This is a genomic window from Oleiagrimonas sp. C23AA (genome assembly GCF_011759385.1).
Lineage (GTDB): Bacteria > Pseudomonadota > Gammaproteobacteria > Xanthomonadales > Rhodanobacteraceae > Oleiagrimonas.
In genome coordinates, this window is sequence record NZ_JAARLY010000002.1 from 495133 (window position 1) to 519229 (window position 24097).

At 65.5% G+C, this 24097-nt stretch carries 24 protein-coding genes; 12 read left to right on the forward strand and 12 right to left on the reverse strand.

Annotation, left to right across the window (positions count from 1 at the left end):
• Positions 1-10: 10 nt before the first annotated feature.
• From HBF24_RS05165 to trxA, 7 genes are all read right to left on the reverse strand, one after another.
• Positions 11-712 carry a Fe2+-dependent dioxygenase gene (locus tag HBF24_RS05165; RefSeq protein WP_167169904.1) on the reverse strand — a complete coding sequence of 234 codons (702 nt, stop codon included), beginning with the start codon at positions 710-712 and terminating at the stop codon, positions 11-13.
• A gap of 66 nt (positions 713-778) precedes the next feature.
• Positions 779-3085: a catecholate siderophore receptor Fiu gene (locus HBF24_RS05170; protein ID WP_167169907.1), complete on the reverse strand. Its 2307-nt coding sequence runs from the start codon at positions 3083-3085 to the stop codon at positions 779-781.
• A 318-nt stretch (positions 3086-3403) separates the two neighbouring features.
• Positions 3404-5548 (reverse strand): M13 family metallopeptidase, encoded by a 2145-nt coding sequence (locus HBF24_RS05175; protein ID WP_167169910.1) that lies wholly within the window; start codon positions 5546-5548, stop codon positions 3404-3406.
• Positions 5549-5710: 162 nt separating this feature from the next.
• On the reverse strand, positions 5711-6280 hold the full coding sequence (gene thpR, locus HBF24_RS05180; RefSeq protein WP_167169913.1) for an RNA 2',3'-cyclic phosphodiesterase: 570 nt from the start codon (positions 6278-6280) through the stop codon (positions 5711-5713).
• A 7-nt stretch (positions 6281-6287) separates the two neighbouring features.
• Positions 6288-6980, reverse strand: a complete 693-nt coding sequence (locus HBF24_RS05185) for a DUF502 domain-containing protein (protein ID WP_167169916.1) — start codon at positions 6978-6980, stop codon at positions 6288-6290.
• Between the two features lie 54 nt (positions 6981-7034).
• Entirely contained in the window at positions 7035-7496 is a 462-nt protein-coding gene (locus HBF24_RS05190; protein ID WP_167169918.1) for a DUF4442 domain-containing protein, read from the reverse strand.
• Positions 7497-7509: 13 nt separating this feature from the next.
• Positions 7510-8385 (reverse strand): thioredoxin, encoded by an 876-nt coding sequence (gene trxA, locus HBF24_RS05195; RefSeq protein WP_167169921.1) that lies wholly within the window; start codon positions 8383-8385, stop codon positions 7510-7512.
• Positions 8386-8538: 153 nt separating this feature from the next.
• Between trxA and HBF24_RS05200 the strand changes: the two genes are divergently transcribed.
• The 4 genes from HBF24_RS05200 to HBF24_RS05215 are packed head-to-tail and all read left to right on the forward strand — an operon-like array spanning position 8539 to position 12092.
• Entirely contained in the window at positions 8539-9168 is a 630-nt protein-coding gene (locus HBF24_RS05200; RefSeq protein WP_240922202.1) for a paraquat-inducible protein A, read from the forward strand.
• Positions 9165-9830 carry a paraquat-inducible protein A gene (locus HBF24_RS05205; RefSeq protein WP_343162717.1) on the forward strand — a complete coding sequence of 222 codons (666 nt, stop codon included), beginning with the start codon at positions 9165-9167 and terminating at the stop codon, positions 9828-9830. Before HBF24_RS05200 ends, HBF24_RS05205 begins: the two co-directional genes overlap by 4 nt.
• Entirely contained in the window at positions 9823-11490 is a 1668-nt protein-coding gene (locus HBF24_RS05210) for an MlaD family protein (RefSeq protein ID WP_167169924.1), read from the forward strand. The genes HBF24_RS05205 and HBF24_RS05210 overlap by 8 nt, the downstream gene beginning before the upstream one ends.
• A complete protein-coding gene (locus HBF24_RS05215) occupies positions 11487-12092 on the forward strand; it encodes a PqiC family protein (protein WP_167169926.1) in 606 nt (201 codons plus the stop codon). The genes HBF24_RS05210 and HBF24_RS05215 overlap by 4 nt, the downstream gene beginning before the upstream one ends.
• Before the next feature lie 24 nt (positions 12093-12116).
• Here the strand turns inward: HBF24_RS05215 and HBF24_RS05220 are convergent, their stop codons facing one another.
• Both HBF24_RS05220 and HBF24_RS05225 read right to left on the reverse strand, forming a co-directional pair.
• Entirely contained in the window at positions 12117-12890 is a 774-nt protein-coding gene (locus HBF24_RS05220) for an ABC transporter permease (RefSeq protein ID WP_167169929.1), read from the reverse strand.
• Complete coding sequence (locus HBF24_RS05225; RefSeq protein WP_167169932.1) at positions 12887-13801, reverse strand: ABC transporter ATP-binding protein; 915 nt, start codon at positions 13799-13801, stop codon at positions 12887-12889. Before HBF24_RS05225 ends, HBF24_RS05220 begins: the two co-directional genes overlap by 4 nt.
• 185 nt (positions 13802-13986) lie before the next feature.
• On the opposite strand from HBF24_RS05225, the gene leuS reads away from it, so the two are divergent.
• The 7 genes from leuS (at position 13987) to HBF24_RS05260 (ending at position 20777) form a co-directional block, all read left to right on the forward strand.
• Complete coding sequence (gene leuS, locus HBF24_RS05230; protein WP_167169935.1) at positions 13987-16707, forward strand: leucine--tRNA ligase; 2721 nt, start codon at positions 13987-13989, stop codon at positions 16705-16707.
• Positions 16708-16712: 5 nt separating this feature from the next.
• Complete coding sequence (lptE, locus tag HBF24_RS05235) at positions 16713-17300, forward strand: LPS assembly lipoprotein LptE (RefSeq protein WP_206064182.1); 588 nt, start codon at positions 16713-16715, stop codon at positions 17298-17300.
• A gap of 7 nt (positions 17301-17307) precedes the next feature.
• Positions 17308-18327 (forward strand): DNA polymerase III subunit delta, encoded by a 1020-nt coding sequence (gene holA / locus HBF24_RS05240; RefSeq protein WP_167169938.1) that lies wholly within the window; start codon positions 17308-17310, stop codon positions 18325-18327.
• Complete coding sequence (gene nadD, locus HBF24_RS05245; RefSeq protein ID WP_167169941.1) at positions 18324-18965, forward strand: nicotinate-nucleotide adenylyltransferase; 642 nt, start codon at positions 18324-18326, stop codon at positions 18963-18965. Before holA ends, nadD begins: the two co-directional genes overlap by 4 nt.
• Before the next feature lie 177 nt (positions 18966-19142).
• Positions 19143-19535: a ribosome silencing factor gene (gene rsfS / locus HBF24_RS05250; RefSeq protein ID WP_167170112.1), complete on the forward strand. Its 393-nt coding sequence runs from the start codon at positions 19143-19145 to the stop codon at positions 19533-19535.
• 13 nt (positions 19536-19548) lie between these two features.
• Complete coding sequence (gene rlmH / locus HBF24_RS05255) at positions 19549-20019, forward strand: 23S rRNA (pseudouridine(1915)-N(3))-methyltransferase RlmH (protein WP_167169944.1); 471 nt, start codon at positions 19549-19551, stop codon at positions 20017-20019.
• A 71-nt stretch (positions 20020-20090) separates the two neighbouring features.
• Complete coding sequence (locus HBF24_RS05260) at positions 20091-20777, forward strand: HAD-IA family hydrolase (RefSeq protein ID WP_167169947.1); 687 nt, start codon at positions 20091-20093, stop codon at positions 20775-20777.
• 7 nt (positions 20778-20784) lie between these two features.
• Here the strand turns inward: HBF24_RS05260 and HBF24_RS05265 are convergent, their stop codons facing one another.
• Complete coding sequence (locus HBF24_RS05265) at positions 20785-21012, reverse strand: hypothetical protein (protein ID WP_167169950.1); 228 nt, start codon at positions 21010-21012, stop codon at positions 20785-20787.
• Between the two features lie 131 nt (positions 21013-21143).
• On the opposite strand from HBF24_RS05265, the gene HBF24_RS05270 reads away from it, so the two are divergent.
• The gene (locus tag HBF24_RS05270; RefSeq protein ID WP_167169953.1) at positions 21144-21725 is read left to right on the forward strand and encodes a Maf family protein; all 582 of its coding nucleotides are present in this window, start codon (positions 21144-21146) and stop codon (positions 21723-21725) included.
• 9 nt (positions 21726-21734) lie between these two features.
• Here HBF24_RS05270 and HBF24_RS05275 read toward each other — a convergent pair whose 3' ends face one another.
• Positions 21735-23210 carry an ATP-binding protein gene (locus HBF24_RS05275; protein WP_167169956.1) on the reverse strand — a complete coding sequence of 492 codons (1476 nt, stop codon included), beginning with the start codon at positions 23208-23210 and terminating at the stop codon, positions 21735-21737.
• Positions 23207-23872, reverse strand: a complete 666-nt coding sequence (locus HBF24_RS05280) for a response regulator transcription factor (RefSeq protein ID WP_167169959.1) — start codon at positions 23870-23872, stop codon at positions 23207-23209. Before HBF24_RS05280 ends, HBF24_RS05275 begins: the two co-directional genes overlap by 4 nt.
• Positions 23873-24097: the final 225 nt, after the last annotated feature.

Consider the following 24097-nt stretch of genomic DNA (forward strand, 5'->3'; position numbering starts at 1 on the left):
TTTGCAGGGCTCAGGTTTCCGCCCACTGGCGCAGAAGATTGTGATACACGCCAGTCAGTTGCAGCACAGCCTGGGCGTCGGCGCCGGTCTGTGTCAGGCGCGTGATCGAGGTGTCCATCTCAAAAAGCATGCGACGGCGCGCGTCGTCGCGAATCATGCTTTGTACCCAGAAAAATGCCGCCAGTCGGGCGCCCCGCGTCACCGGCTTGACCATGTGCAGGCTGGAGGACGGGTACAGAATCAGGTCGCCGGCGGGGAGTTTGACCTCGTGCTCGCCGTAGGTGTCGGCGATCAGCAGTTCGCCGCCGTCGTAGTCGTCCGGCTCGTTGAGAAACAATGTGCAGGAAAGGTCCGAACGCAATTGCGCGCCCTGTTCAAGTGCGCTGCCAGCGCCGGGCAGGCGCATCACCGAGCCGTCGATGTGCATGCCGTAAGTGCCGCCCCCGGCGTAACGGTTGAAGCGGGGCGGCAGCACGCGCAGCGGCAGTGCCGCGGCGAAAAACAAGGCGTGGCGTTCAAGCGCCTCGCGCACCTGCCGGCCCAACTGATCGCGCAGCGGTGCCTGCTCGGCCAGCTGCTGGTTGTGTTTGACCTTGGCACCCTGCGCGCCGACGGTTTCGCGACCGTCCACCCAGTCCTTGCTGGATTCCAGGGCGGTGCGCATGGCGCGCACCTGTTCGGGCGAAAGTACACCGGGCACGTGCAAAAGCATGGCGGATCCTTTGGGGCGGGCATGGGCCGGCGCAGGTTGCTACAGACAACCCGCGCCGGCCGGCGCTCAGAAGCGCAGGTTTAGCGTCAGCGTGGCCGAGCGGGGCGTGCCCGGCGTGTAGCGGTAGCCGCTCTTGTTGATCGCCGCCACGTAGTCCTTGTCGAACAGGTTGTACACGTTCAGCTGTACATCCAGGTGGCGATTGATCGGATAGCTGGCCATGGCATCGAACACCCAGTAGCACTGGGTATGGTCGGGTGTGCCGACCGCCCCGTCGTGGCCGCGCTTGAGGCCGTCGGCATAGCGCGCGCCACCACCGATGGTCAGGCCGAACGGCAGGTGGTAGCTGGTCCAGCTGGTGAAGGCCTTGTTGGGCGTGTAGGCCAGATCATTGCTGCCATCCTGCGACTCGGCAGCGCCATCGACGATGCGCGCATGCATGGTGGTGAAGCCGGCGCTGACCGCCCAGTCCGGGGTGATCTTGCCCACTGCCGAAAGCTCCACGCCATCGACGCGCTTCTTGCCGGTCTGGTAGTACTGCTGGTCGACCGGGTCCTGCTCGACCTGGTTGGACACGGTGGTGCGGTACAGCGCGGCGGTCAGCAGCAGGCGGTCGCCGGCCAGGTTCCACTTGGCGCCCACTTCGGCGCTGCGTGAACGCACCGGATCGAAGTTGGGGTTGTCGGCGCTGTTGGCACGCGAGCTCAGCTCAAGGTTGTCGCCGCCGGGTGGCTGCGCGGCAATGGCGTAGTTGACGTAGACGTTGGCCGCGTCGGTGAGCTTGTAGAGCACGCCGAGCTTCCAGTTGAACAGGTTGTCGCTGACATCGGCGTTGACATCGGGTACCGGCGTGCCGGCAGGAAAGTCGCCGCAGTCCGGGCCGCGACGGCCGCCGCACACCGAGGTCGACTGAAAGCGCGCCTTGTAGTGATCGATGCGCACGCCGCCGGTCACTTCCCAGCGCTGGGCAAACTTCATGGTGTCGAACAGGTAGCCGGCCACGGTGTCGGTGGTGCCTTCGCCGCTGGCGCCGGTCGGGCCCCAGACCAGACCGTCGGCGCTGTGCTGCGGGTGGTACAGGTTCACGTCCGGCCAGTCGCTGATTGCCACCACGCCGGTGGTGGAGACTTTCTCGCGGGTCAGCTCCAGGCCGTAGGAGAAGGTGTGCGAAACGCTGCCGGTGTCGGCGTGGGTGATGATGCCGGTCTGGTTGGTGAGGATGCGGTTGGTCTGGTCCTTGAAGTTGGGCAGACGGCGGATCGACCAGCTGCCCGGATCGGCCAGGTCCGGCGTGTTGAAGTAGTCGGCTGCGCTCATGAACGAGGACAGCAGGTAATCCTGTTTGGTGCGGCCCCAGCGCGTGGTGTTGCGCAAAAGGCCGTGATTGGGCAGGTCGTGTTCGATGATCACCGTGGCCATGTCGGCGGTGACGTTGTCGTGATCGGCATCGGTGCCGTAGAAGTTGTGCGTGTCCACCTGCGGCGCATCGGCCAGCGACGGGCGCGTCGGGTCGGGGCTGGTGTAGCCGGGCAGGCCGACGGTCGGCACGCCGCCATCGGGCACGTTGTTCTGCTTCACGTGCAGAGCGTCGATGTAGACGCGCGTGGGCGTGTCCAGGCCAAAGGCCAGCGATGGCGCGATACCGAAGCGGCGGTGCTTGACCTCGTCGCGGCCGGGCACGCCGCCGCCCTGATCCATCAGGTTGAGCCGGAACGCGCCGTGATTGCCGATGGCACGGTTCCAGTCCACGCTGGCGCGCTTTTGCTGGCCGCTGCCGTAGCTGACGTCCGCGCCGAGACTGTTTTCCAGGCGCGGCTGCTTGGTCACCATGTTGATCGAGCCGGACGGCGCGGTGCGACCGTAGTCGGTACCGGCCGGGCCCTTGATCACTTCCACCTGCTCGATGTTGAAGGTGTCGCGTGAGATCGAGCCCAGGTCGCGCACGCCGTCGACGAAGATCGAGCCGGAGGAATCAAAGCCGCGCATGTAGACGTCGTCACCGGTGTTGGTGCTGCCGTTTTCGCCGACGTAGAACGTGCCCACGCCGGCGCTGTTGCGCAGCGCCTCGGTCAGCGTGGTGGCGTGCTGGTCGGAGATCAGGTCGTTGGTGATGATCTGCACCGTCTGCGGGGTTTCGCTGACCGGCTGGGTGAACTTGGACGAAGACAGCGTATCGGCCTTGTAGGTGCCGACGCTGACCGCCTCCACATGAATATTGGCCAGGCTGGTGGGCCGGGTCTGCGTGGTGGTCTGCGCGTCGCCGGCATGCGCGGCGCTGGCCATCAGGCCGGTGAGCAGGGCCGCGCCCAGTCCCGCGCCGTGGGCAAGAGGGTGGCGATCGAGCGCGCGCTTGCGTCGGGTGATGTAAGCCATGGGGTGTCGATTCCTTGAAGTGAGCAGCGAAAGTCGGCCCGTCGCGCACACGGTGGAGCATGGCGCGGGCAGGGCGTGGAAGGCTTCCGGCTCGATGGCTTGCGGGAGGCGTGGCTGGTCGAGCGCGCGGTGGCGTATTCCCCATCTGGAGGGTTCCAGAGCGCGCCAATCATATTGTTAATGAGAATGATCCGCAACAACGATTAATGCCAGTGCTGTGCAACACCCTGGGCTTGAGGCATAAAAAAACGCCGCGCCCGAAAAGGCGCGGCGTTCTTCAGGTCCAATGCCGGAACGTATCCCGGCACGGAGCGTGGCTTACCAGATCTTCACGCGCTTGTCGGCCGGACGCACCATCTTGTCACCCGGCTTGCACTGGAAGGCCTGGGCGAAGGCCGGCATGTTCGACGGCGCACCGATGGCACGGAACTTCATCGGCGAATGCGGATCGGCGTTGAGCAGCACCATCTGGCGCTTCTCGCGGATCTCGCCACGCCAGACGCGGGCCCAGTTCATGAAGAAGCGCTGGTCCTCGGTGTAGCCGTCGATCTTCTTGTTGGCTTCCTCAGGATGGTTCTTCAGCGCCGTCTGCAGGGCGTCGTAGGCGATGTTCAGGCCGCCCAGGTCGGCGATGTTCTCGCCCAGGGTCAGCTTGCCGTTGACGTGCAGGTCCGGGTGGTCCTTCAGCGGCTTGTAGGCGTCGAACTGGTCGACCAGCTTCTTGGTACGCGCATCGAACTGCTTGCGATCGGCCTTGGTCCACCAGTTCTCCTGGTTGCCGTTGCCGTCGAACTGGCTGCCCTGGTCATCGAAGCCATGGCTGGATTCGTGACCGATCACCGCGCCGATGCCGCCGTAGTTGATGGCGTCGTCACCGTGGGCATAGAAGAACGGCGGCTGCAGGATCGCGGCCGGGAAGTTGATGGTGTTGTCGGTCGGGTTGTAATACGCGTTCACCGTCTGCGGCGTCATGCCCCATTCGTGACGGTCGGTCGGCTTGCCGATCTTGGCAATGTCGTAGTCGTAGTTGAACTTGCCGGCACGCTCGAGGTTGGCGTAGTAGTCATCCTGGGTGATCTTCAGGCCATCCCAGCTGCGCCAGTGATCGGGATAGCCGATCTTGGGCAGGAACTTGGACCACTTCTCCAGCGCCTTCTGCTTGGTGGTATCGCTCATCCAGTCCAGGTTCTGGATGCGGTTCTTGAGCGCCGCCAGCACGTTGTGAACCAGCTGGTCGGCGCGCTCCTTGGCTTCCGGCGGGAAGTACTTGGCCACGTACAGCTGGCCCAGGGCCTGACCCATGGCACCGTTGACGGCGCCCAGCGAACGCTTCCACTGCGGCTTGTTCTGCGGCTGGCCGCTCAAGGTCTTGCCGTAGAAGTCGAAGCTGGCATCGACGAACGGCTCGGACAGGGCATTGGCGGCGCCGGAGATGGTGTGCGCCTTGAGGTAGGCCTTCCACTCGTCCATCGGGGCCTTGGCCACCAGGTGGTCGAACTCCTTGAAGAACTTCGGCTGCGACAGCGAGAAGCCCTTGTCGACGGTCACACCCTGTGACGTGAAGAACTGCTTCCAGTCAAAGTGCGGGGTGATCTTGTTGGCCTCGGCCAGCGACACGAAGTGGTACTGGTTCTTCGGGTCGCGCAGCTCCACGCGCGGCACCGAATGCTTGGCCAGCTCGGTTTCGAACTTCATGGCCAGGTCGGCCTGCTTCTTGGCCTGGTCGGGCTTGTCGCCGGTCAGCTGGAACAGCTTGGCCATGTATGCGGTGTAGGCGTCACGCACGTCCTTGTACTTGGCGTCGGTGTAGTAGGCCGGTGTCGGCAGGCCCAGGCCGCTCTGCTCGGCATAGCCGATCTGCATCTTGGCGTTCTTGAAGTCGGCGCCGGAGCCAAAGCCGAACACGCGGCCATCACCCTTGGCGAAGGCCTTGTCCAGCCACGGCTGCAGGTCCTTGTGCGACTTGATGGCGTCGATCGAGGCCAGATCCGGCTTGATCGGGTCGAAGCCGGCCTTGTTGCGCGCGTCCATGTTCATGGCCGAGTTGTACAGGTAGCCGATCTTCTGCTCGATCGAGCCCGGCTTGGCACTGGCGGCGTTCTTGGCGGCCGCCTCGACCAGGCTGTGCTGGTCGTTCAGGCTCTTTTCGCGCAGCTCGTTGAACGAACCCCAGGAGGTCTGGTCGGCCGGAATCGGGTTGGCCTTGACCCACTTCTCGTTGACGAAGGCGTTGAAGTTGTTGCAGGGGTCGGCCTGCGTATCCAGCTCGCTGATGTCGAATACCGGGGTGTTGGCATCGGCCACGCTGCCGGAGCTGGCCGGCGCCGCCTGCTTGGCGCTGCTGGCAGCGGCAGGCTTGGCCGGTTTGGCCTGGTCCTGCGAATGGTCATTCTGGCTGCAGCCAGTGGCGGCCAGCGCCAGGCCGACGGCCAGGGCCAGCGGTTTCAGAAACGGCTTGTTCATGAGTTTCCTCTCGAGCTTGGGCTTGGGATCGCACGCGATCCCGTGACAACCGACAGGCGGGCCCACGTCCCCCAACGGCCCGCGGTCGCCTGCGTCCTTTTTGTGTGAAGCAGCAACCACCGAGGCTAGGACGAAAGTAACGCTCCGCCACAGTGTCGAAGGTCAGGGGTGCGCTAGTGACCCATGGGCGAGGCGGCGATAGCGACGCCCCTGCGCGTCGGCCGCCGCGCTTTGCATCAGCGCCAGACCGTCAAACCCCAGCGTCGGGGGCAATGACGCCTGGAGCGGGCTAGACGCGCCGGCTGGCGGGCGGGCCAGGGTGATGTGCGGGCGAAAGGCGCGTGTGTTGGCCGCCAGACCGCAGGCCGTGGCGATCTGCTCGCAGCGCTCGGCCAGCTCACGGGTGGCCGTATTCAGTTGCGTGCTCAGCACCAGTACACGGGCGTGTTGCGGCTGCGGCCACGCTTGTAGTGATTCGGTGCGTACGGGTGGCAGCGTTGGCACGGACAGCGCCTGGAGGCGAGCGGTGACCTGCGCCAGCGTCGTCGGGTCGATGGCGCCCAGAAAGCGCAGCGTCAGATGCAGGTCGTCCGCATGTGGCCAGCGCGCGGCGGCAGGCAGGGTGGGGCGCAGCTCTCGCTGCAGCTGGACCAGTTGCTGGCGCGACTCGGCATCCGGGCACAGCGCGATGAAGGCACGTATCCGGCGCGGAGCGGAGCTGGACAAGGCCATGACGCGCTTACGTCGCGGGCGGCTCAGGCTGCGGACGCAGCGCCTCGGCATCGGCGGGCGGCGCCGATGCCGGCAGCGTGTCCGGTGCTACCGCACCGCCGGAGATGATGAAGGCCATGGCCTGATCCATGGTCCAGTCGGTGGGTGTGACTTCCTCGATCGGCACCACTTCCAGGTAGCCGCCGGTCGGATTGGGCGTCGTGGGGATATACACCGCGGCCATCTCGCGGCCGGTGCCTTCCTCACGCATCACGCGCGTGACGAATCCGACCACCTTCATGCCGCGGCGCGGAAAGTCGATCAGCACCACGCGCTGCACGCCGCTGGGCTTGTTCTGCAGCACTGCCATCAGTTTCTTGGTGCCGCCGTAGATGGTCTGCACCAGAGGAATGCGTTGCAGCAGGGCATCGAAGGCATCAATCAGGCGGCGCCCGATCACACGGCTGGCCAGAAAGCCGACCACGTACAGCACGCCCAGTGTCAGCAGCAGCGCCAGCGTGTACAGCAACCAGTCGCTGTGCAGGGCCGTGGCGGTGTGCGGCGCCACTACCCCCAGCGCGGCCAGCAGCGCGTTGACCAGCGGTTCGCCCATTTGCGCCAGCAGGCCGAGCACGAACTTGAACACCGCCACGGTCACCCACAGCGGGATCACCGTCAGCAGGCCGGTCAGCAGATAGCGTTTGATACGAAGTGAAGCCATGGGCAGGCGCGGGCCGGAAGTGGAAGGCGCAGCCATTGTAGGCAGGTGGCGCGGTTACGTGCGACCGCGTGCCTCGGGCTTCAGACGGATGTACAGCTGCTTGCGCACGCGCGCCACCACGGTGCCATCGGCCAGTGTCAGCTCCTGCTCGAACCAGTGCAGCACCTTGTCCCCGCCGGCGGCCTGCTGGCGGATCTGTTCGACGGTGGGGGCATCAAGCACGAAATGCGCGTACACATCGCCGCGGCCAGGCGCGACAAAGTCGATGGAGCCGGCGCGGTCCCACACATAGTAGTCGCGCCCCAACTGGTGCATCAGCAGCAGCATCCAGAACGGGTCGCCCATGGCGAACAGGCTGCCGCCGAACTGGGTGCCGACGTAGTTGCGGTTCCAGCGATGCAGGCGCAGCACGACGCGCGCCTGGCTCCAGTCCGGCGCAAGCTCAGTGACGCGAACACCGGTAAACAGAAACGGCGGCCACAGATTGAGCAGCCGCCGGAACGTGGATGCCTTCAAGCGCTTGCGCCCATCAGAACAGCAGCGAGGACATCTGGCGGCGATAGCGGCCCACCAGCGCGGCATCGTCCAGAATCTGGAAGGCGGCCAGCAGGCGCTTCCTGGCCTGGCCATCGTTCCAGTCGCGCGCTTCCTTGAGGATGGCCAGGAACTGCTCCAACCCCGCGCCCGGATCGTGGCCCAGTACCAGGCGCACGCCCAGCAGCTCGCGCGCCTCCCAGTCGTCTGGCTTGAGGTCGATGCGCTGGCGCAGCGCGGTCTCATCGGGAGCCTGCTCCAGGCTGCGCGCCAGCTCCAGCTGGCCCTGCAGACGTTTGGCCCGATCGTCGGTCGCCAAATTGGCCGGCAGGTTGGCAAGCTCGGCTTCCGCCGCGGCGTATTGGCCGGTGTGGATCAGTGCCTGGGCCAGGTCCAGCTTGAGTTCGGGCTTGTCGGGCGCGGCCGCCATTTCCTGCTGGATACGTGCCAGCGCCTGATCGGGTGTCTCGGTGGCCGTCTCAGGCTCGGAGGTGGCTTCCTCGGGCACACCTTCCAGCCGGGACGACGGCTGCACATGACGCGACAGAAACTCGCGCAGCTGCGATTCGGGTAGAGCGCCGGCAAAACCGTCGGCAATCTGTCCGTCCTTGATCAGCACCACGGTGGGGATAGAGCGCACGCCGAATATGCCGGCCAGCTCCTGTTCGGCCTCCACGTCGACCTTGGCCAGGCGGAAGCTGCCGTTGTATTCGCCCGCCAGCTTTTCCAGCAACGGCCCCAGGCTCTTGCATGGCCCGCACCATTCGGCCCAGAAGTCGACCAGAATCGGCGTTTCCAGCGATGCCTTGATGACGTCGGTCTCGAACGTGCCCTGGGTGACATCGAACACATGCGTGTTGGCAACGGTCACGGCAACTCCTTGAATGCGGTAACGGAATGAGTCTGAGAGCTCAGGTTTGGGCGTGCGCGGGCAAATCAAGCCACGGCGGCTTGCCGGGGCGGTGTTTGGGTGCGGTTTAGCCGCCACCGTTCACATTCGTCATAATGGCCGACCATGGAGGAGATGCGTGCCAGACCTGGCGAGTACTCAATGCCGCCGCTGATTGTCTGTGAGCACTGCGACGCGGTGTATCAGCGACGTACGCTTGCGCGCGGCGAATCGGCGCGCTGCCAGCGTTGCCATGCGGTGCTCTATCGGGCGCCGTGGCTCAGCGTGCATGCGATGCTGGCGCTTACCGTGACGGCCATGCTGTGCTTCGTGATGGCCAACAGCTGGCCGATCGTGGCGCTGGGGCTCAATGGCAAGGACAACGCCTCGACGCTGTGGGGGGCCATCATCGCCGTGTGGGGTGCCGGCGTACCGCTGATCGCGGTACTGGCGGCGCTGACGCTTTTCTTCTTTCCGCTGGCGCAGATTCTTTTGTTTACCTGGGTGCTGATGTTCCTGCGTTTTCATCGTCGACCGCCGGCGTTCGCGCCGGCCATGCGGGCGATTCGGCTGTTGCGGCCGTGGGCCATGATCGAGGTGTTCATGCTGGGCACGCTGGTGGCATTGACCAAGGTTTCGAGCCTGTTCGACCTGGAGATGCGGCCTGGCGTGATCCTGTTTGCTGGCCTGACCGTGACACTGACGCTGGTCACCACCTTCGACGTGCGTGATCTTTGGACCCTCAAGCAGGAGCGTTGCCGGTGACCGGCGCACCGGTGCGCTCGGCCCGCGCGCTGGGCCTGTGTGGATGCCATGTCTGCGGGCTGGTGATGCGAGCTCCCGGCCCCGACCAGGCCGCTGTCTGCCCGCGTTGCGGGGCCAGGGTGCACCTGCGCAAGCCGCACTCGCTGGCCAGCTGCTGGGCACTGCTGCTGAGCGCGATGATGTTGTATATCCCCGCCAACGTGCTGCCGATCATGCGCACGGGCACACTGTTCAGCAAGGAAGACAACACCATTCTTTCCGGCGTGGTCGAGCTTTATCGCAATGGCTCGTGGGATCTGGCCGTGATCGTGTTCGTGGCCTCGATCATGGTGCCGATGCTCAAATTCCTGGCCCTGATCACATTGCTGGTCAGCACGCAGCGTGGTAGCAGTTGGGCCAGCACGCACCGGGCCAAGCTCTATCGTGTGGTCGAGCTGGTCGGCTACTGGTCGATGCTGGATGTATTTGTGGTCACGCTGCTGGTGGCGCTGGTGAACTTCCAGCCATTGGCTGAAGTCGAGCCGCTTCCTGGCGTGGTGTATTTCGGCTTGGTGGTAGTGCTGACCATGCTGGCCTCGATGAGTTTCGATCCGCGGCTGATCTGGGACAACGATCCGTCGCATGCCGATATAGATATGCACAAGGGGACATCCGATGAATGACGCCGAGAAGCGGTCCGGTGCCACGCCCAACGTGCCGGAGCCCGAGGTGCATCGGCGTCGGCGCTGGCAATTTTCGTTGATCTGGCTGGTACCGCTGGTGGTGGCTCTGGTAGGACTGTCCATGGTGGTCAGTTCGTACGTATCGGCCGGGCCACAGATCACCATCACCTTCCAGAGTGCCGAGGGCCTGGAGGCGGGGAAGACCGAGGTCAAGTACAAGAATGTGGTCATCGGCAAGGTCAAGACCATCGAATTGTCCGGTGACCGCTCCAAGGTGCTGGTCAACGTCGACCTGAAGAAGAAGGACTCCAGCTTTGCCACCCAGGGCAGCCGCTTCTGGGTGGTGCGTCCGCGCATCGGGCTAGGCGGTGTTTCCGGCCTGGGCACGCTGCTGTCCGGCGCCTATATCGGCGCCGATACCGGCCAGTCGCAAAAGGCCCAGCACCAATTCGCCGGTCTGGAGACACCACCACCGCTGACTCATGGCGAGGCAGGTTCAAGTTACCTGCTGCGCAGCAGTGATCTTGGCTCGCTGGATATCGGCTCGCCAGTGTATTTCCGCCGCATCCAGGTCGGACGCGTGGTCGCCTATCACCTGGACTCCGACGGCAAGGGGGTCTCGGTGCAGGTGTTTGTGAAGGCTCCCAATGACAAGTTTGTGACCAAGGAGACGCGCTTCTGGAATGCCAGCGGTGTGGATGTGAACGTCAACGCCAACGGGCTGAAACTCAATACCGAATCGCTGGCCACGGTGGTGGCCGGAGGCGTGGCCTTCCAGCGCCCGCCGCATGCTGGCAAGGATCGCACGCGGGCCGAGCCGGGCACGCGCTTCAAGCTGTATGACGGGCGCAGCAAGGCGATGACGCCACCGGATGGTCCGCCGGTGATGATCACCATGCGTTTCCGCCAGTCGGTGCGTGGCCTGTCGGTGGGCGCGCCGATCGATTTCCAGGGCATCACCCTGGGCGAGGTCAAGGCGATCACGCTCAACTTCGATCCCAAGACCAAGTATTTCCCGGTGGACGTGACCGCCGTGGTCTACCCCGAACGCATGGGCCGTGCGAATGCCAGGTTCATCAAGCGTGCCGGCGACCGCTACGCGCACAACCACGGCGCTCTGCTGGGCATTCTGGTCAAGCATGGGCTGCGTGCGCAACTGCGCAACGGTAACCTGCTGACCGGTCAGCTGTACGTGGCGCTGGACTTCCTCCCGCACTCGAAGAAGGTCAAGTTCGACCCGGATGCCAAACCACTGCACATTCCCACCACGCAGGGCAATTTCGATCGCATCCAGGAGCAGGTGGGTCACATCGTCGACAAGCTGGACAAGGTGCCGTTCGACAAGATCGGCAATAACCTCAACGGCAGTCTGAAGGGGGTCGATCAGTTGCTGAAGAAGGTCAACACGCAGATCGTGCCGCAGCTCAAGACTACGCTGGACGAGGCGCACGACACCCTGGGCACGGTCAACCAGGCGCTGGGCGGAGACTCGCCGCTGCGTCAGAACATCGGCCAGACGCTCAACGAGCTGCAGCGTGCGGCGCGCTCGCTGCGCGTGCTCAGCGATTACCTGAGCCGCCACCCCGAAGCGCTGCTGCGTGGTCGCCGCAACGCGCCGCCACCGCTGGCACCGGACAAGGACGATGAGGGCAGGCAATGAGTACTGCAAAGTTACTGAAACTTGGCGTTTTCGCCGTGCTGGGTCTGCTGCTGGCCGGCTGCAGTTCGGCGCCAACTCACTTCTACACCCTGGTGCCGCCGTCGACGGTGACGCCCACTTCGAAGTCGCCGTATCTGATCGAGGTGTTGCCGGTGACCATCCCGGCGCAGGTCGATCAGCCGCAAATGGTGGTGCGCCAAGGTGACGATCAGGTTCAGCTTGTCGAAGCGGAGCAGTGGATCGCGCCGCTGGGCAACGAGATCCGCGAGGCTTTTGCCGATCGCCTTGGTGATGAGTTGGGCACGCACGATGTCTACGGCATGCCGCACGCCAAGAAGGCGCCGCTGTACCGGGTGCGCCTGCATGTGCAGCGCTTTGACTCGGCGCTTTCGCACTATGCGCAGATCAACGCGACCTGGAGCGTGCAGGGCGAAAAGGGGCCGGCCATCAACTGCGTCAGTCAGGTACGCCAAAGTGTGGGCGCCGGCTACAGCGCCCTGGTGCAGGGCCATCAGCAGGCCATCGCCGCCCTGGCCGACCAGGTCGCCGGCGTGGTGCGGCAGATGGCATCGGGCGCCACGGCAAACTGCCCGGCCGAGTAAGCCGGGCGGCGGCGCGGTGCGGGGTCAGTCGATCTCGCGCCGCGCCAGTTGCATCAGCGCCAGCGTTCCCAGTACGAGTAAACCGCCGGCACCCAGCCAGCTGACCTGTGCGGCGATGCCTGGCCGATTGACCAGCACCTGCGTCGGCATGGACCATGGAAACCATAGTCCATATTTGGACTGCATGATCAGGAAGCTGGCCACGGTGCCCGCCATGCCTAAGCCAATGGCGGCGGTAAAGCTGCGCCAGCGCAGCGCGGCCCAGAACTGGATCACCACCATCAGCCCACAGGCCAGCAGGCTTTGCACGCCGATGCGCGCGATGAAGCGCCACGGCGGCGCGCCGTGCGTGGTGATGGCCGGGCGCAGCCACGCCATCAGCCAGCCGCTGAGCGGCATCAGCAGCACCAGAATCAGCTGACTGAGCAAAAGCAGGCCCAGGAGTACCAGTAGCTTGGCCAGATAGTGCGCGCTTCGTGGGACCGGTTGGGCCAGCAGCTGCTTCCACTGCGCGCCGTTGTGTTCCAGCGCGGCCAGCCAGGCCGCCTGCAGCGCGATCATCAGCGGCAGCATCATGCCTGTCCAAAGGTAGGTGATGCCCATCAGGTGGCGCTGCCAGGCCTCGCTGGCAGCGCCGGTCACGGCCGCAGGCAGCTTTTGGCGCATCACGATCGCCAGCACGCAAAGAGTCACCACCATCAGCGGTGCCAGCAGCGCCAGCCAGAGCGTGAGTGTGTGGCGCAGCTTGATGTATTCGGCCGGCAGGGTGCGTGTGAGCGTGGCGCGAATCAGGTTCATGCGGCCTCCTGGGTATCGGCGGTCAGGCTCAGGAACATGTCTTCCAGTGAATGGCGGTGCCGGCCCACGGCACTGACGGCGTGGCCGGCCTCGACCAGCAGGCGATTGATGGCGTGGTCGGGCAGCGAAGGCGCGGCAATTTCCAGGCAACCCTCATCGATCAGTTGAGCCTGCTGGCCGGCGCCGCGCATCACCGCCAGCGCGGTGACGGTGTCGTCCACCCGCACGCGAAGGGCGTCGGGGAACTGCGCGCGCAAGGTCTCGATGCTGCCCTGAAAGCGCAGGCGCCCCGCTTCGAGCATGCCCAGCTGCGTGGCCACCTGCTCGACTTCGCTCAGCAGATGGCTGCAAAGAAAAATGGTGAAACCGTGTTCGCTGGACAGACGCCGCAGCAGATCGCGCATGGCGATCACGCCAGAAGGGTCAAGGCCATTGGTGGGTTCATCCAGAATCAGCAGCGGTGGTTGGCCCAGCAGGGCCAGTGCCACGCCCAGGCGTTGGCGCATGCCCAGCGAATAGGTGCCAACGCGACGTTGCGCGTCATCGCTCAATTCCACCTGTTGCAGCGTGCGCTCGATCTCGGTGTACGGCAGTCCGCGCAGGCGGCAGGCGATGGCCAGGTTCTGATGGCCGCTCAGATGCGCATACAGCGAGGGCGCCTCGACCATCGCGCCGACCTGCGCCAGAGCCTCTCGACGACGCCAGTCCAGCGGCTTGCCAAGCAAGGTCACCGTGCCCTCATCGGCACGCAGCAGGCCCAGCAGCAGGCGGATGGTGGTGGTCTTGCCGGCGCCGTTGCGGCCCAGGAAGCCATACACCTGGCCGGCGGGCACCTCAAGGTCCAGCCCGTGCACGCCCTTGCCGCCGTCAAAACGCCGGTTCAACTGGTGGCTGCGAATGGCCCAATCCATGACACCTCCTGTGTACTGGTGATATGTAACACCATGTCATCATCGGCTCGTGCGGCGCGCCGCACATGTGCCAGAACGCCTGCATCCACCATCGTTCCGCGCTTGGCCGGCGTTCGGGCCTTAGGGTAGTCTTGGCGCCTTCCCCCAACATGCGCGCCCGTCCGGGTGCCCCGATACCGATTTCTATGCAGGAAACCTACGATCCGCAAGCGGTCGAAACCGCCGCGCAGCAGTTCTGGACCGAGACCGGCGCCTTCGAGGTGACCGAAGATCCCTCGCGGCCCAAGTACTACTGCCTGTCCATGTTGCCGTACCCGTCCGGTGCATTGCACATGGGGCATGTGCGCAACTACACCATCGGCGATGTGATCAGCCGCTACCAGCGCATGCAGGGCAAGAACGTGCTGCAGCCAATGGGTTGGGATGCGTTCGGTCTGCCGGCCGAGAATGCGGCGATCAAGAACAAGACCGCGCCGGCCAAGTGGACCTACGCCAACATCGAGCACATGAAGGGCCAGCTCAAGCGCATGGGCTTTGCCTATGACTGGTCGCGCGAATTTGCCGCCTGCCGCCCGGATTACTACGCCCACGAGCAGCGCATGTTCGTGCGCCTGTTCAACAAGGGCATGGCTTACCGCAAGAATTCGATCGTCAACTGGGATCCGATCGACCAGACCACGCTGGCCAACGAGCAGGTGATCGACGGCCGCGGCTGGCGTACCGGCGCGCTGGTGGAAAAGCGCGAGATTCCGCAGTGGTTCCTGAAGATCACCGATTACGCCCAGGAGCTGCTGGACGGCCTGGACGCGATGGATGGCTGGCCCGATGCGGTCAAGACCATGCAGCGCAACTGGATTGGCCGCTCCGAAGGCCTGGAAATCCGTTTCGATGTGGACGGCGCCGACGACTCGGTGACCGTGTTCACGACGCGTCCTGACACGCTGATGGGCGCCACCTATCTGGCCGTGGCCGCCGAGCATCCGCTGGCGCAGCGCGCCGCGGCGGCCAATCCGGAGCTGGACGAGTTCGTCGAGGAGTGCAAGCGCGGCGGCACCGCCGAGGCCGATGTCGAGACGCAGGAAAAGCGTGGCATGGCCACCGGCTTCCATGTGATCCATCCGCTGACCGGCGACAAGCTGCCGGTGTGGATCGCCAACTTCGTGCTGATGGGCTACGGCACCGGCGCGGTGATGAGCGTGCCCGGCCACGATGAGCGCGACCACGAATTTGCCCGCAAGTACGACCTGCCGATCAAGATGGTGGTGGTCAACCGCGACGTGGTCGATGCGGTAACCGAGCTGCAGCACGATCTGGCCGCCGGTGTCGGCGCCGATCCGATGCGTGCGGCACTGGAAGGCGGCCACACCGACGCCTATGACCGCACCGCGGCCATGCAGCTGATCGAGCAGTTCGAATACCGCGTGCTCAACGAGGCCGCGTTCACCGAGCACGGCACGCTGGTCAACTCCGGTCCGTACGACGGCCTGGAGTTCGAGCAGGCCTTCGATGCCATTGCCCAGGCGCTGGTCGAGGCCGGCCGTGGCGAGCGACGGGTCAACTGGCGCCTGCGCGACTGGGGCGTCAGCCGCCAGCGTTACTGGGGCTGCCCGATTCCGATCATCTACTGCCCAACGTGCGACGCGGTGCCGGTGCCCGAGGACCAGCTGCCGGTGGTGCTGCCGGAAGATGTCGAGTTCACCGGTGTGAAGTCGCCGATCAAGGCCGACCCCGAGTGGCGCAAGACCACCTGTCCCAAGTGCGGCGGTCCGGCCGAGCGTGAAACCGACACCTTCGACACCTTCATGGAGTCGAGCTGGTACTACGCCCGCTATACCAGCCCAGGGGCGGCCGATCAGGTCGATGCGCGCGCCAATTACTGGCTGCCGGTGGATCAGTACATCGGCGGCATCGAGCACGCCATCCTGCATCTTTTGTATTTCCGCTTCTATCACAAGCTGATGCGAGATGCCGGACTGGTCGACAGCGACGAGCCGGCGCGCAACCTGCTGTGCCAGGGCATGGTGATTGCCGAGACCTTCTACCGTGACGAGGACGACGGCTCCAAGACCTGGTTCAACCCGGCCGACGTGGAAATTCAGCGCGACGAGAAGAACCATGTCACCGGTGCGGTGCTGATCTCCGACGGCAAGCCGGTCAAGATCGGCGGCACCGAGAAGATGTCCAAGTCCAAGAACAACGGCGTCGATCCGCAGACCATGGTGCAGCGCTATGGCGCCGACACCGTGCGCCTGTTCTCGATGTTCGCCGCGCCGCCCGAGCAATCGCTGGAGTGGAACGAGGCCGGCGTCGAGGGCATGGCGCGCTTCCTGAAGCGCCTGTGGCGCGAAGTGCACGTCCATGCTGCGGCCGGCGCCGCACCGGCGCTGGACAAGGCCGCGCTGGACAAGAATCAGAAGGCGCTGCGTCGCCAGCTGCACGAAACCATCGCCAAGGTCAGCGATGACTATGGCCGCCGCCTGACCTTCAACACTGCCATCGCCGCGGTGATGGAGCTGCTCAACGCGCTGGGCAAGTTCAGCGACACCTCCGACCAGGCCCGCGCGGTGCGCCAGGAAGCGCTGGAAGCGGTGGTGCTGTTGCTGAACCCGATCACCCCGCACGCCAGTCACGCGCTGTGGCAGGCCTTGGGTCATGGCGAAAGCCTGATCGAGGGCCAACCCTGGCCGGCGGTCGACGAGTCGGCGCTGGTGCGCGACTCGGTGAAACTGGCGGTGCAGGTCAACGGCAAGTTGCGCGGTACGCTGGAGCTTGCCGCCGATGCCTCCAGGGACGACGCCCAGGAACAAGCGCTGGCGCTGCCCGGTGTGGCGGCGCACTTGGAAGGCAAGACCGTGCGCAAGGTGATTGTGGTACCCGGCAAGATCGTCAATATCGTGGTGGGATGATGTCCATGCTCCGTCGTTCGTTTGCCCTCTCCACGCTGGCGTTGCTGACGCTGGCTCTCGGCGCCTGCGGGTTTCACCTGCGGCGCAGCGCTCAGCTGCCGGCCAGCATGGCGCGCACCCACCTGAGTGTGAATGGCGGCGGCGATCTCACTCGCGATCTGGCCACGCAGTTGAAACTGGCCGGCATTGATCTGGTCGACGAGCCCGGCGACGGCATTGCGGAGCTGAAGGTGCCGGTGGCGCGCTTTTCCACGCAGACCCTCACCGTGGGCGACTACTCGCGGGTGAAGGAATTTGCCGTGCGTTACCACGTCGAGTTTGTGGCCACCGATGCCAAGGGCAACATCATCGTGCCGCGGCAGAGTGTCAACATGTCGCGCGAGTTCACCTACGACTCGCGCCAGACCATCGGTACCGAAACCCAGACCGAGGCCCTGCATCGCAGCCTGCAGACGGACATGGTGCAGGCCATCATGCTGCGCCTGCAGGCGGCGGCCGAGCATCCCGATGCGGCGCGCAAGGCACAGTCGGACCAGTTGCCGACCCAGGGCGCCGATCAGCAGTCCGATCTCGGCGCGCCGGGCGGGGACTGAGCCGCGCATGCCGCTGAACCCGGGCCAGTGGAGCCGCCAGCTTGCCGCGCCGCAGCTGGCGCCGGTGTATCTGCTGGTCGGTGAAGAACTGCTGGTGCTGGAAGCGGCCGATGCGCTGCGTGCACGGGCGCGTGAGCTGGGCTACAGCGAGCGCGAGGTGATGAGCGTCGAGTCCGGTTTCGACTGGGACGACCTGGCCCGTGCCGCCGCCGGCATGTCGCTGTTCGCCACCCAGCGCCTGCTGGATCTGCGCCTGCCCACGGCGCGTCCCGGGCGCGAGGGCAGTGCCGCGCTCAGCGCCTATTGTGAAAATCCGCCGCCCGATACCGTGCTGCTGGTGACCTGCACGCAGTGGGCCAAGGCCAACGAGGGCGCCTGGAGCCGGGCCATCGACAAGGCCGGCATCATGGTGGTGTTCTGGCCGCCACGACCCAACGAGTTGCCGGCCTGGATCGGTGCGCGCATGAAGGCCCATGGTTTGAACCCGAGCCCCGATGCCGTCGGTCTGCTCAGCCAGCGCATCGAGGGCAATCTGCTGGCCGCCGCGCAGGAGGTGGACAAGCTGGCCGTGCTGGTGCCGCAGGGCGCACGTCTGGACGCGGCCATGCTGGAAGACCTGGTCGCCGACAGCGCCCGCTTTGATGCCTTCAAGCTTTCCGACGCCGCGTTCGCCGGCGAGGGCGCACGCGCGCTGCGCATCCTGGCTGGCCTGCAAGCCGAGGGCGAGGAACTGATTCCGCTGCTGGGCTGGTTGGTCAAGCAGCTGGAAATTGCCCTGCGCCTGGCTTCGGCGCGCGATTTTGCCGCCCAGGCCAAGGCCGAGCGGTTATGGGCGGCGCGTGAACAGCTTTTCCGCAAGGCGCTGCGCCGCGCGCCGCGTGAGCACTGGCTGCGCTGTCTGGCGCAGGCGGCCCTGATCGACCGCCAGAGCAAGGGCCGCGCCGATGGCCAGCCCTGGCTGGAAATGCAGCGGTTGGTGGCGATGGTCGCCGAACCGCGTGCCGCCAAGGTGTTGATCGACGCATGAAACCACTGGCTATTTTTGGCGGCACCTTCGACCCGGTGCACCTGGGACATCTGCGCGCGGCGTGGGAGGCTTCCGAGTTGCTCGATGCCGAGGTGTGCATGATGCCGGCCCGCGTGCCGCCGCATCGCCCGCCGACCGTGGCCGATGCCACGGCCCGCGTGGCCTTGCTGCGCGCCGCGCTTTCCGGGCAGGACCGGTTGCTCCTGGACGAGCGTGAACTGGGCCGCGACGGGCCGTCCTACAGCATCGATACCCTGGCCGAGCTGCGCGCGGAGATCGGCCCGCAGCGGCCCTTGATCCTGCTGCTGGGCGCCGACGCGTTCGCCGGCCTGGCCAGCTGGCATCAGTGGCGGCGCCTGTTCGAGCTGGCGCACATTGCCGTGTTGACGCGTCCGGGTGGGGGCTCCGGTGCCCTGCCGGGCGAACTGGCACGCGAGGTCGAACCCAGGCGTGTGGCGCATGGCCGGCAATTGGCCGAGTGCGCATATGGGCGTGTGTGTGGCCTCAGTGTCACGCCGATCGATATCTCCGCCTCGGAGGTGCGCGCACTGCTCGCCGCCGGGCGCTCGCCGCGTTATCTGGTGCCCGATGCCGTGCTGGAGCAGCCACCGCTGCTGGCCCCGTATCGCGTCGATTGAGCGTGGCGGTGAGCGTGTCGGTGCACGCCTTCACGCGACGATGGCCGGCGCCGTTATAATAGTGCCCACATCGCGCCATCCTGGCGCCATCCACTTTTGAAGGTAAATCGCATCTTGTCTGCCAGCCCGTCTTCCCAATCGTCCCGTTCCACCGCCGATGAGGCCAACGAGGTGGCCATGCGGCAGACCGTGGTGGCCGCCCTCGAGGACATGAAGGCCAAGGATGTCGTCGAACTCGACGTCCGCGAGAAGACCTCGGTGGCCGACCTGATGTTCGTGGTTTCCGGCAGCTCCTCCCGTCATGTCAAGGCCATCGCCGACGAGGTGGTGAAGAAGGCCAAGGAAAACGGCAACGCGCCGCTGGGTGTGGAAGGCGAGCGCGAGGGCGAGTGGGTGTTGGTGGATCTTGGCGACATCATCTGCCACATCATGCTGCCGCGTATCCGCGAGTTCTACGGCCTGGAGCGTCTATGGTCGGTCGGCGGGGAACGTCCCTCGCGCCTGGATATGAGTGACGCCGGCGCCGGCGAGCCGGTCGAATTCGACGACGACGATCTGGACGAAGTCTGAGCACGCGGGACTGATGCGTCTTCGCATTCTTTCCGTCGGCGAGCGCATGCCCGGCTGGGTGGCCGAAGGCTACGCCGAGTACGAAAAGCGCCTGTCGCGCGAATACAGTGTCGAGCTGGTCGAGATTCGTCCCGGCCTGCGTGGCAAGGGCCGGGATGACGGCCGCGCCATGCACGATGAGGGCGAGGCCATTCTCGCCGCGCTGCCACGCGATACGCACGTGGTCGCGCTGGATGGCCGTGGCAAGGTCTGGTCCAGTGAGCAATTGGCCGGCCAGCTGGGCGACTGGCGCATGGGGGGGCGCGATGTGACGTTCCTCATCGGTGGGCCCGATGGCCATGCCCCGGCGGTCCTGCAGCGCGCCGATCAGCGCTGGTCGCTGGGCGCGTTGACCTTGCCTCACATGCTGGTGCGACTGGTGCTGATCGAGCAGCTGTATCGGGCCGAAAGCATCCGCGCCGGTCATCCGTACCACCGTGCCTGAGCATGACGCTCGCCGGGACCGGATCGAAGATCGTGCAGCCCAAAGCGGAACGAGCCGGTTAGCATAGAGGCATGAAGTCACTGCTCATCGATCTGCTGATCTGCGACTGCGACGGCGTCATCGTCGACAGCGAAATCCTCGCCGAGCGTGCCTGGCGCACATGCCTTGCGCGTTACGTCTCGGCCGAGGCCTACGAGCCGGCGCTGGCCGGCACCTTCGGTATGACCTCCACGGTACTGGGCGAACGTTTGCGGCGATGCTTCGGCGAAGCCTTGCCTGACGACTTTGCCGAGCAGGTGCACCGCGAGTGGGAAACGGCCGTCTCCGGCGAGCTGGCCGCCATCGACGGCGTACGCGAGGCGCTGTGTGCCATCGACCTGCCACTGGCGGTGGCCTCCAACAGCTGGACGCATCAGGTGGAACACGCATTGCAGCGCGCCGACCTGGTCGAACGCGTGGGTGGGCGGGTGTTCGCGGCGGACATGGTGCAAAACCCCAAGCCCGCGCCCGATGTGTACTTGCTGGCCGCCGAGACCTTGGGTGTGGCGCCCGAGCGCTGCCTGGTGGTCGAGGACAGCGCCACCGGCGCGCGTGCGGCCCTGGCCGCCGGCATGCAGGTGCTGGGCTTCGTTGGTGCCAGCCACATTCCCGAGGGTCATGCGCAGGCGCTGCGCGAGTTGGGTGTGCGCGATATCGTCACGCACATGCGTCATTTGCCGCAGATAGTGCAGGCGTTGTGCGAGCCGGCGACGGCCTGAGCGTGCCTCAGGCCGTGGCGCTGGTACCGCGTTTGCGTAGCGCAATCCAGAGCAGCGCCAGTCCCACCACCATCGCAACCACCAGCGCGGACCACTGTCCTGCCACGAAACCTGGCATATAGCCTTTATTGAACGCCTCGCTGGCGCCCAGTATCGGGTGCGCGGATTTGATGTGGGGATGGACCAGGCCCTGGACCCCGCGCAGCAGCAAAAGAAGGCCGCCCACCGCGGTCATCACACGTTCCCATGTGCGCATGTCATCGTCCCTGTGTTGTGGATGGATGGCTTGGAGTCTCGGGTGAATGACATCGCGCTGTCAAATGGTTGAGGTCGAAGCTTGGGCGTCCGAACTGCTAAGCTCGCCGCATGCTTTTTCTTGCTTCCAAGTCGCCGCGACGGCGCGAACTGTTAGGCCAGCTTGGCGTGGATTTCGAGGTGATCGAGGTCGATGTGCCCGAGGTGCGCGCGGCCGAGGAAAGCTCACGCGATTACGTGGCAAGGGTCTCGGCGGACAAGGCCGATGCCGGCCTTGCGCGGGCCCAGGCGCTTCATCCCGAAGCGGCCTGCTGGGCCATCGGCTCGGATACCGAGGTGGTACTGGGCGATCAGGTATTGGGCAAACCGGCCGATACCGACGACGCACGCGCCATGCTGAGGCGCCTTTCTGGACGTACCCATCAGGTGGTATCGGCGGTATGGCTGGTCGGCGAAGGCTTTCGCCAGCACGAGGTATGCGTGTCCGAGGTGCGCTTTGACCCGCTGGACGAGGCACGCATCGAGGCCTACGTCGCCACTGGTGAATCGTTCGGCAAGGCCGGTGCTTATGCCATCCAGGGGCGCGCGGCGGCGTTTGCCGCACACCTTTCGGGCAGCTATTCGGCGGTGATGGGACTGCCGTTGCACGCCACCGCGCGGCTGCTGCGCGAAGCGGGCCTGGGCGTGCTGTAGCACTGCGACTCAACCCTGGTCGGAGGGCTTCTCGGTAGGCGCCTCACTCACCGCCTCGGGTGGCCAGCGCAATTCGGCGCGAAACTGGCCGTTATCATCCAGCGCAAAGTTCAGGTGCAGTCCCAGCGCGGCGGCGGCGGCGTGGGCCAGCGCCAGTCCAAGACCGGCATGGCCGCCCGAGGCATGGCGCTTGCGCCAGAAGCGCTGACCCATCTGTTCGATGTCGGCCGGCTCCAGATCCGGCGCCGGGTTGCCGACGCTGAGCGTGTCATTCGCCAGCCTCACTTGCACCGTGCTGCCAGTGGGCGCGTAGTCGCAGGCGTTGCCGACAAGGTTGCGCAGCACGATATCGAGCAGTGCCGGGTCGGTGTGTAGCGATACGGGTTCGGTGTGCATGTCCACGACCAGGTGGCGTTGCTGCAGCCGGGGCTCGACGCGTCGCCATTGCTCGGTCAGGCGCAATGGCAGTGCCACTGCCTGCCATTGCGGCTGTTCGATGCCCGACTCGAGTCGCGTCAGCAGCAGCAGCGCGGTGACAGTAGCTTCCATCTCGGCACTGATGACGGCAACCTCGCCCAGAATGTCGGCCAGCGGACGCCCGCTTGGGTAGCGCTGTTCGACTTCCAGCAGCGCACGCAGTTCGGCCAGGCGAGTACGTGTCTCATGAGCCAGGCCACCAGCAAACTGGCGTTCGCGAGCCAGGCCTTCGTCCATTCGCGCCAGCACCTCATTGAAGCGCTCGGCCAGCGGCTCCAGCTCGGCCACCGCCGGCGTGGCCAGGCGCTGTCCCGGCGAAGCGGGGCCAATGCCACGCATGCGCTCGGCGAAGTCGGTCAACGGCGCCAGTCCTCGGCGTACCAGCACCGGCGCCATCACCAGTACCAGCAGCATGACGAAGGTCGGCGTCAAAAGCAGGATCCAGTCCAGCGATTCCAGAATCTGGTCCAGCTGACGACGATCCTGCATCAGCAATAGCTGGCATTGGCGTGGATCGGTGGCCCGATGTTCCGCACGCAACGCGGTCAGGCGCTGGGCGTGACCGCGCCCCCAGCTTTCGCCCAACGGGGCCTGGAAGGCAAAACTCAAGCTGCGCAGGCGGTGCTCGTTGCCAAGGCGGAGGTTGCCGAAGGCCGGCAGGTCATTGGCTTGTTTGGCCCAGCCGGCCGGTACCAGCGGTGGGGCGGGGCTACTGTGTGTTTGATCGCCTGCGCCGCAGCGGACCAGGTAATAGGACGGTCCCTCACCCGACAGAAGTCGGGTCGGTGAGAAGCTGACATCGTTGGTGCCCATGGCCAGGCCCCCGCGCTCCACCTTCACCAGTGACGCCAGGGCGCGGCCTTGCGCGAGCATGGCCTCATCGAAACGCTGCTGCATTTCGCTGTCCACGCGTCGATCCATGAAGATCGAGGCCGAGCCCAGCGCCATGATGCTGGCCAGGCTCAGCATGATCGCCACGCGCGTGGTCAGCGAAGGCAGGCGTGTCATGGAATCAGGTAACCGGCGCCGCGGCGGGTCTGGACAAGCTCGTCCAGGCCGACTCCGGCAAGCTTGCGGCGCAGACCGAAGATCAGTACCTCCACGCTGCGATCGGAGGCGCCGGTATCACTGCCAGCGGTGCGCTCAAGTATGTCGGCGCGTGAGAATACCCGTCCGCGATGACGCAGCAGCAGGGTCAGCGTCGCCAGTTCGCGCGGGGTCAGCGGCAGCGGCTCGCCATTGACCTCGGCCGTGTGTGCGCGTGGGTCGACGACCAGTGTGCCCAGTTGCAACTGCGGTGATTGCGCTTGCTGCGGTCGCCGTGCCAGTGCATGCAGCCGCGCCACCAGCTCATCGAAGGAGAAAGGCTTGATCAGGTAGTCGTCGGCACCGGCATCCAGCGCCTGGATGCGGTCGGCGACCTGGTCGCGTGCCGACAGCACCAGCACGCGCGGGCGCTGGCGGCGCTCGGCCAGTGCCCTGAGCACGCCCAGCCCATCCAGCCGCGGCAACATCAGGTCCAGCACCACCAGGTCGTACTCGAAGCCATCGAGAAAGCCCAGCGCGGTGACGCCGTCGCCGGCATCGTCGACCACGAAGCCGGCTCCGATCAGGCCTTGGCATAGCGAACGGCGCAGTCGCTCGGAATCTTCCACCAGCAACAGTTTCATCGGCAAAAGCTCCTGGTCTGGACGGACTTCATGGGCACCCTGAGGCATCAGTGGCGGGCACCCATGGTAGCCGACCAAGGCGCACCGTACGCGTCGACAGTGCTGCCCGGCAGCAGCTATAAAGGGCATTCGTGCCGGCATCGCGTACACATGATGCGTGCATGGCATGGTTACACTGCATGGCTGTCCTGGCCTGCTCGCATTTTGAGCGAGAGGCTCCCGGCA

Coding starts and splice junctions, on each gene's coding strand:
- HBF24_RS05260 (WP_167169947.1), top strand. CDS start 20,091: ATGAAGTCACTGCTCATCGATCTGCTGATCTGCGACTGCGACGGCGTC.
- HBF24_RS05265 (WP_167169950.1), bottom strand. CDS start 21,012: ATGACCGCGGTGGGCGGCCTTCTTTTGCTGCTGCGCGGGGTCCAGGGC.
- HBF24_RS05175 (WP_167169910.1), bottom strand. CDS start 5,548: ATGAACAAGCCGTTTCTGAAACCGCTGGCCCTGGCCGTCGGCCTGGCG.
- HBF24_RS05280 (WP_167169959.1), bottom strand. CDS start 23,872: ATGAAACTGTTGCTGGTGGAAGATTCCGAGCGACTGCGCCGTTCGCTA.
- rlmH (WP_167169944.1), top strand. CDS start 19,549: ATGCGTCTTCGCATTCTTTCCGTCGGCGAGCGCATGCCCGGCTGGGTG.
- HBF24_RS05220 (WP_167169929.1), bottom strand. CDS start 12,890: ATGAACCTGATTCGCGCCACGCTCACACGCACCCTGCCGGCCGAATAC.
- HBF24_RS05275 (WP_167169956.1), bottom strand. CDS start 23,210: ATGACACGCCTGCCTTCGCTGACCACGCGCGTGGCGATCATGCTGAGC.
- HBF24_RS05170 (WP_167169907.1), bottom strand. CDS start 3,085: ATGGCTTACATCACCCGACGCAAGCGCGCGCTCGATCGCCACCCTCTT.
- HBF24_RS05210 (WP_167169924.1), top strand. CDS start 9,823: ATGAATGACGCCGAGAAGCGGTCCGGTGCCACGCCCAACGTGCCGGAG.
- rsfS (WP_167170112.1), top strand. CDS start 19,143: ATGCGGCAGACCGTGGTGGCCGCCCTCGAGGACATGAAGGCCAAGGAT.
- HBF24_RS05225 (WP_167169932.1), bottom strand. CDS start 13,801: ATGGATTGGGCCATTCGCAGCCACCAGTTGAACCGGCGTTTTGACGGC.
- HBF24_RS05165 (WP_167169904.1), bottom strand. CDS start 712: ATGCTTTTGCACGTGCCCGGTGTACTTTCGCCCGAACAGGTGCGCGCC.
- nadD (WP_167169941.1), top strand. CDS start 18,324: ATGAAACCACTGGCTATTTTTGGCGGCACCTTCGACCCGGTGCACCTG.
- thpR (WP_167169913.1), bottom strand. CDS start 6,280: ATGGCCTTGTCCAGCTCCGCTCCGCGCCGGATACGTGCCTTCATCGCG.
- leuS (WP_167169935.1), top strand. CDS start 13,987: ATGCAGGAAACCTACGATCCGCAAGCGGTCGAAACCGCCGCGCAGCAG.
- lptE (WP_206064182.1), top strand. CDS start 16,713: ATGCTCCGTCGTTCGTTTGCCCTCTCCACGCTGGCGTTGCTGACGCTG.
- HBF24_RS05200 (WP_240922202.1), top strand. CDS start 8,539: ATGCGTGCCAGACCTGGCGAGTACTCAATGCCGCCGCTGATTGTCTGT.
- holA (WP_167169938.1), top strand. CDS start 17,308: ATGCCGCTGAACCCGGGCCAGTGGAGCCGCCAGCTTGCCGCGCCGCAG.
- HBF24_RS05215 (WP_167169926.1), top strand. CDS start 11,487: ATGAGTACTGCAAAGTTACTGAAACTTGGCGTTTTCGCCGTGCTGGGT.
- HBF24_RS05185 (WP_167169916.1), bottom strand. CDS start 6,980: ATGGCTTCACTTCGTATCAAACGCTATCTGCTGACCGGCCTGCTGACG.
- HBF24_RS05270 (WP_167169953.1), top strand. CDS start 21,144: ATGCTTTTTCTTGCTTCCAAGTCGCCGCGACGGCGCGAACTGTTAGGC.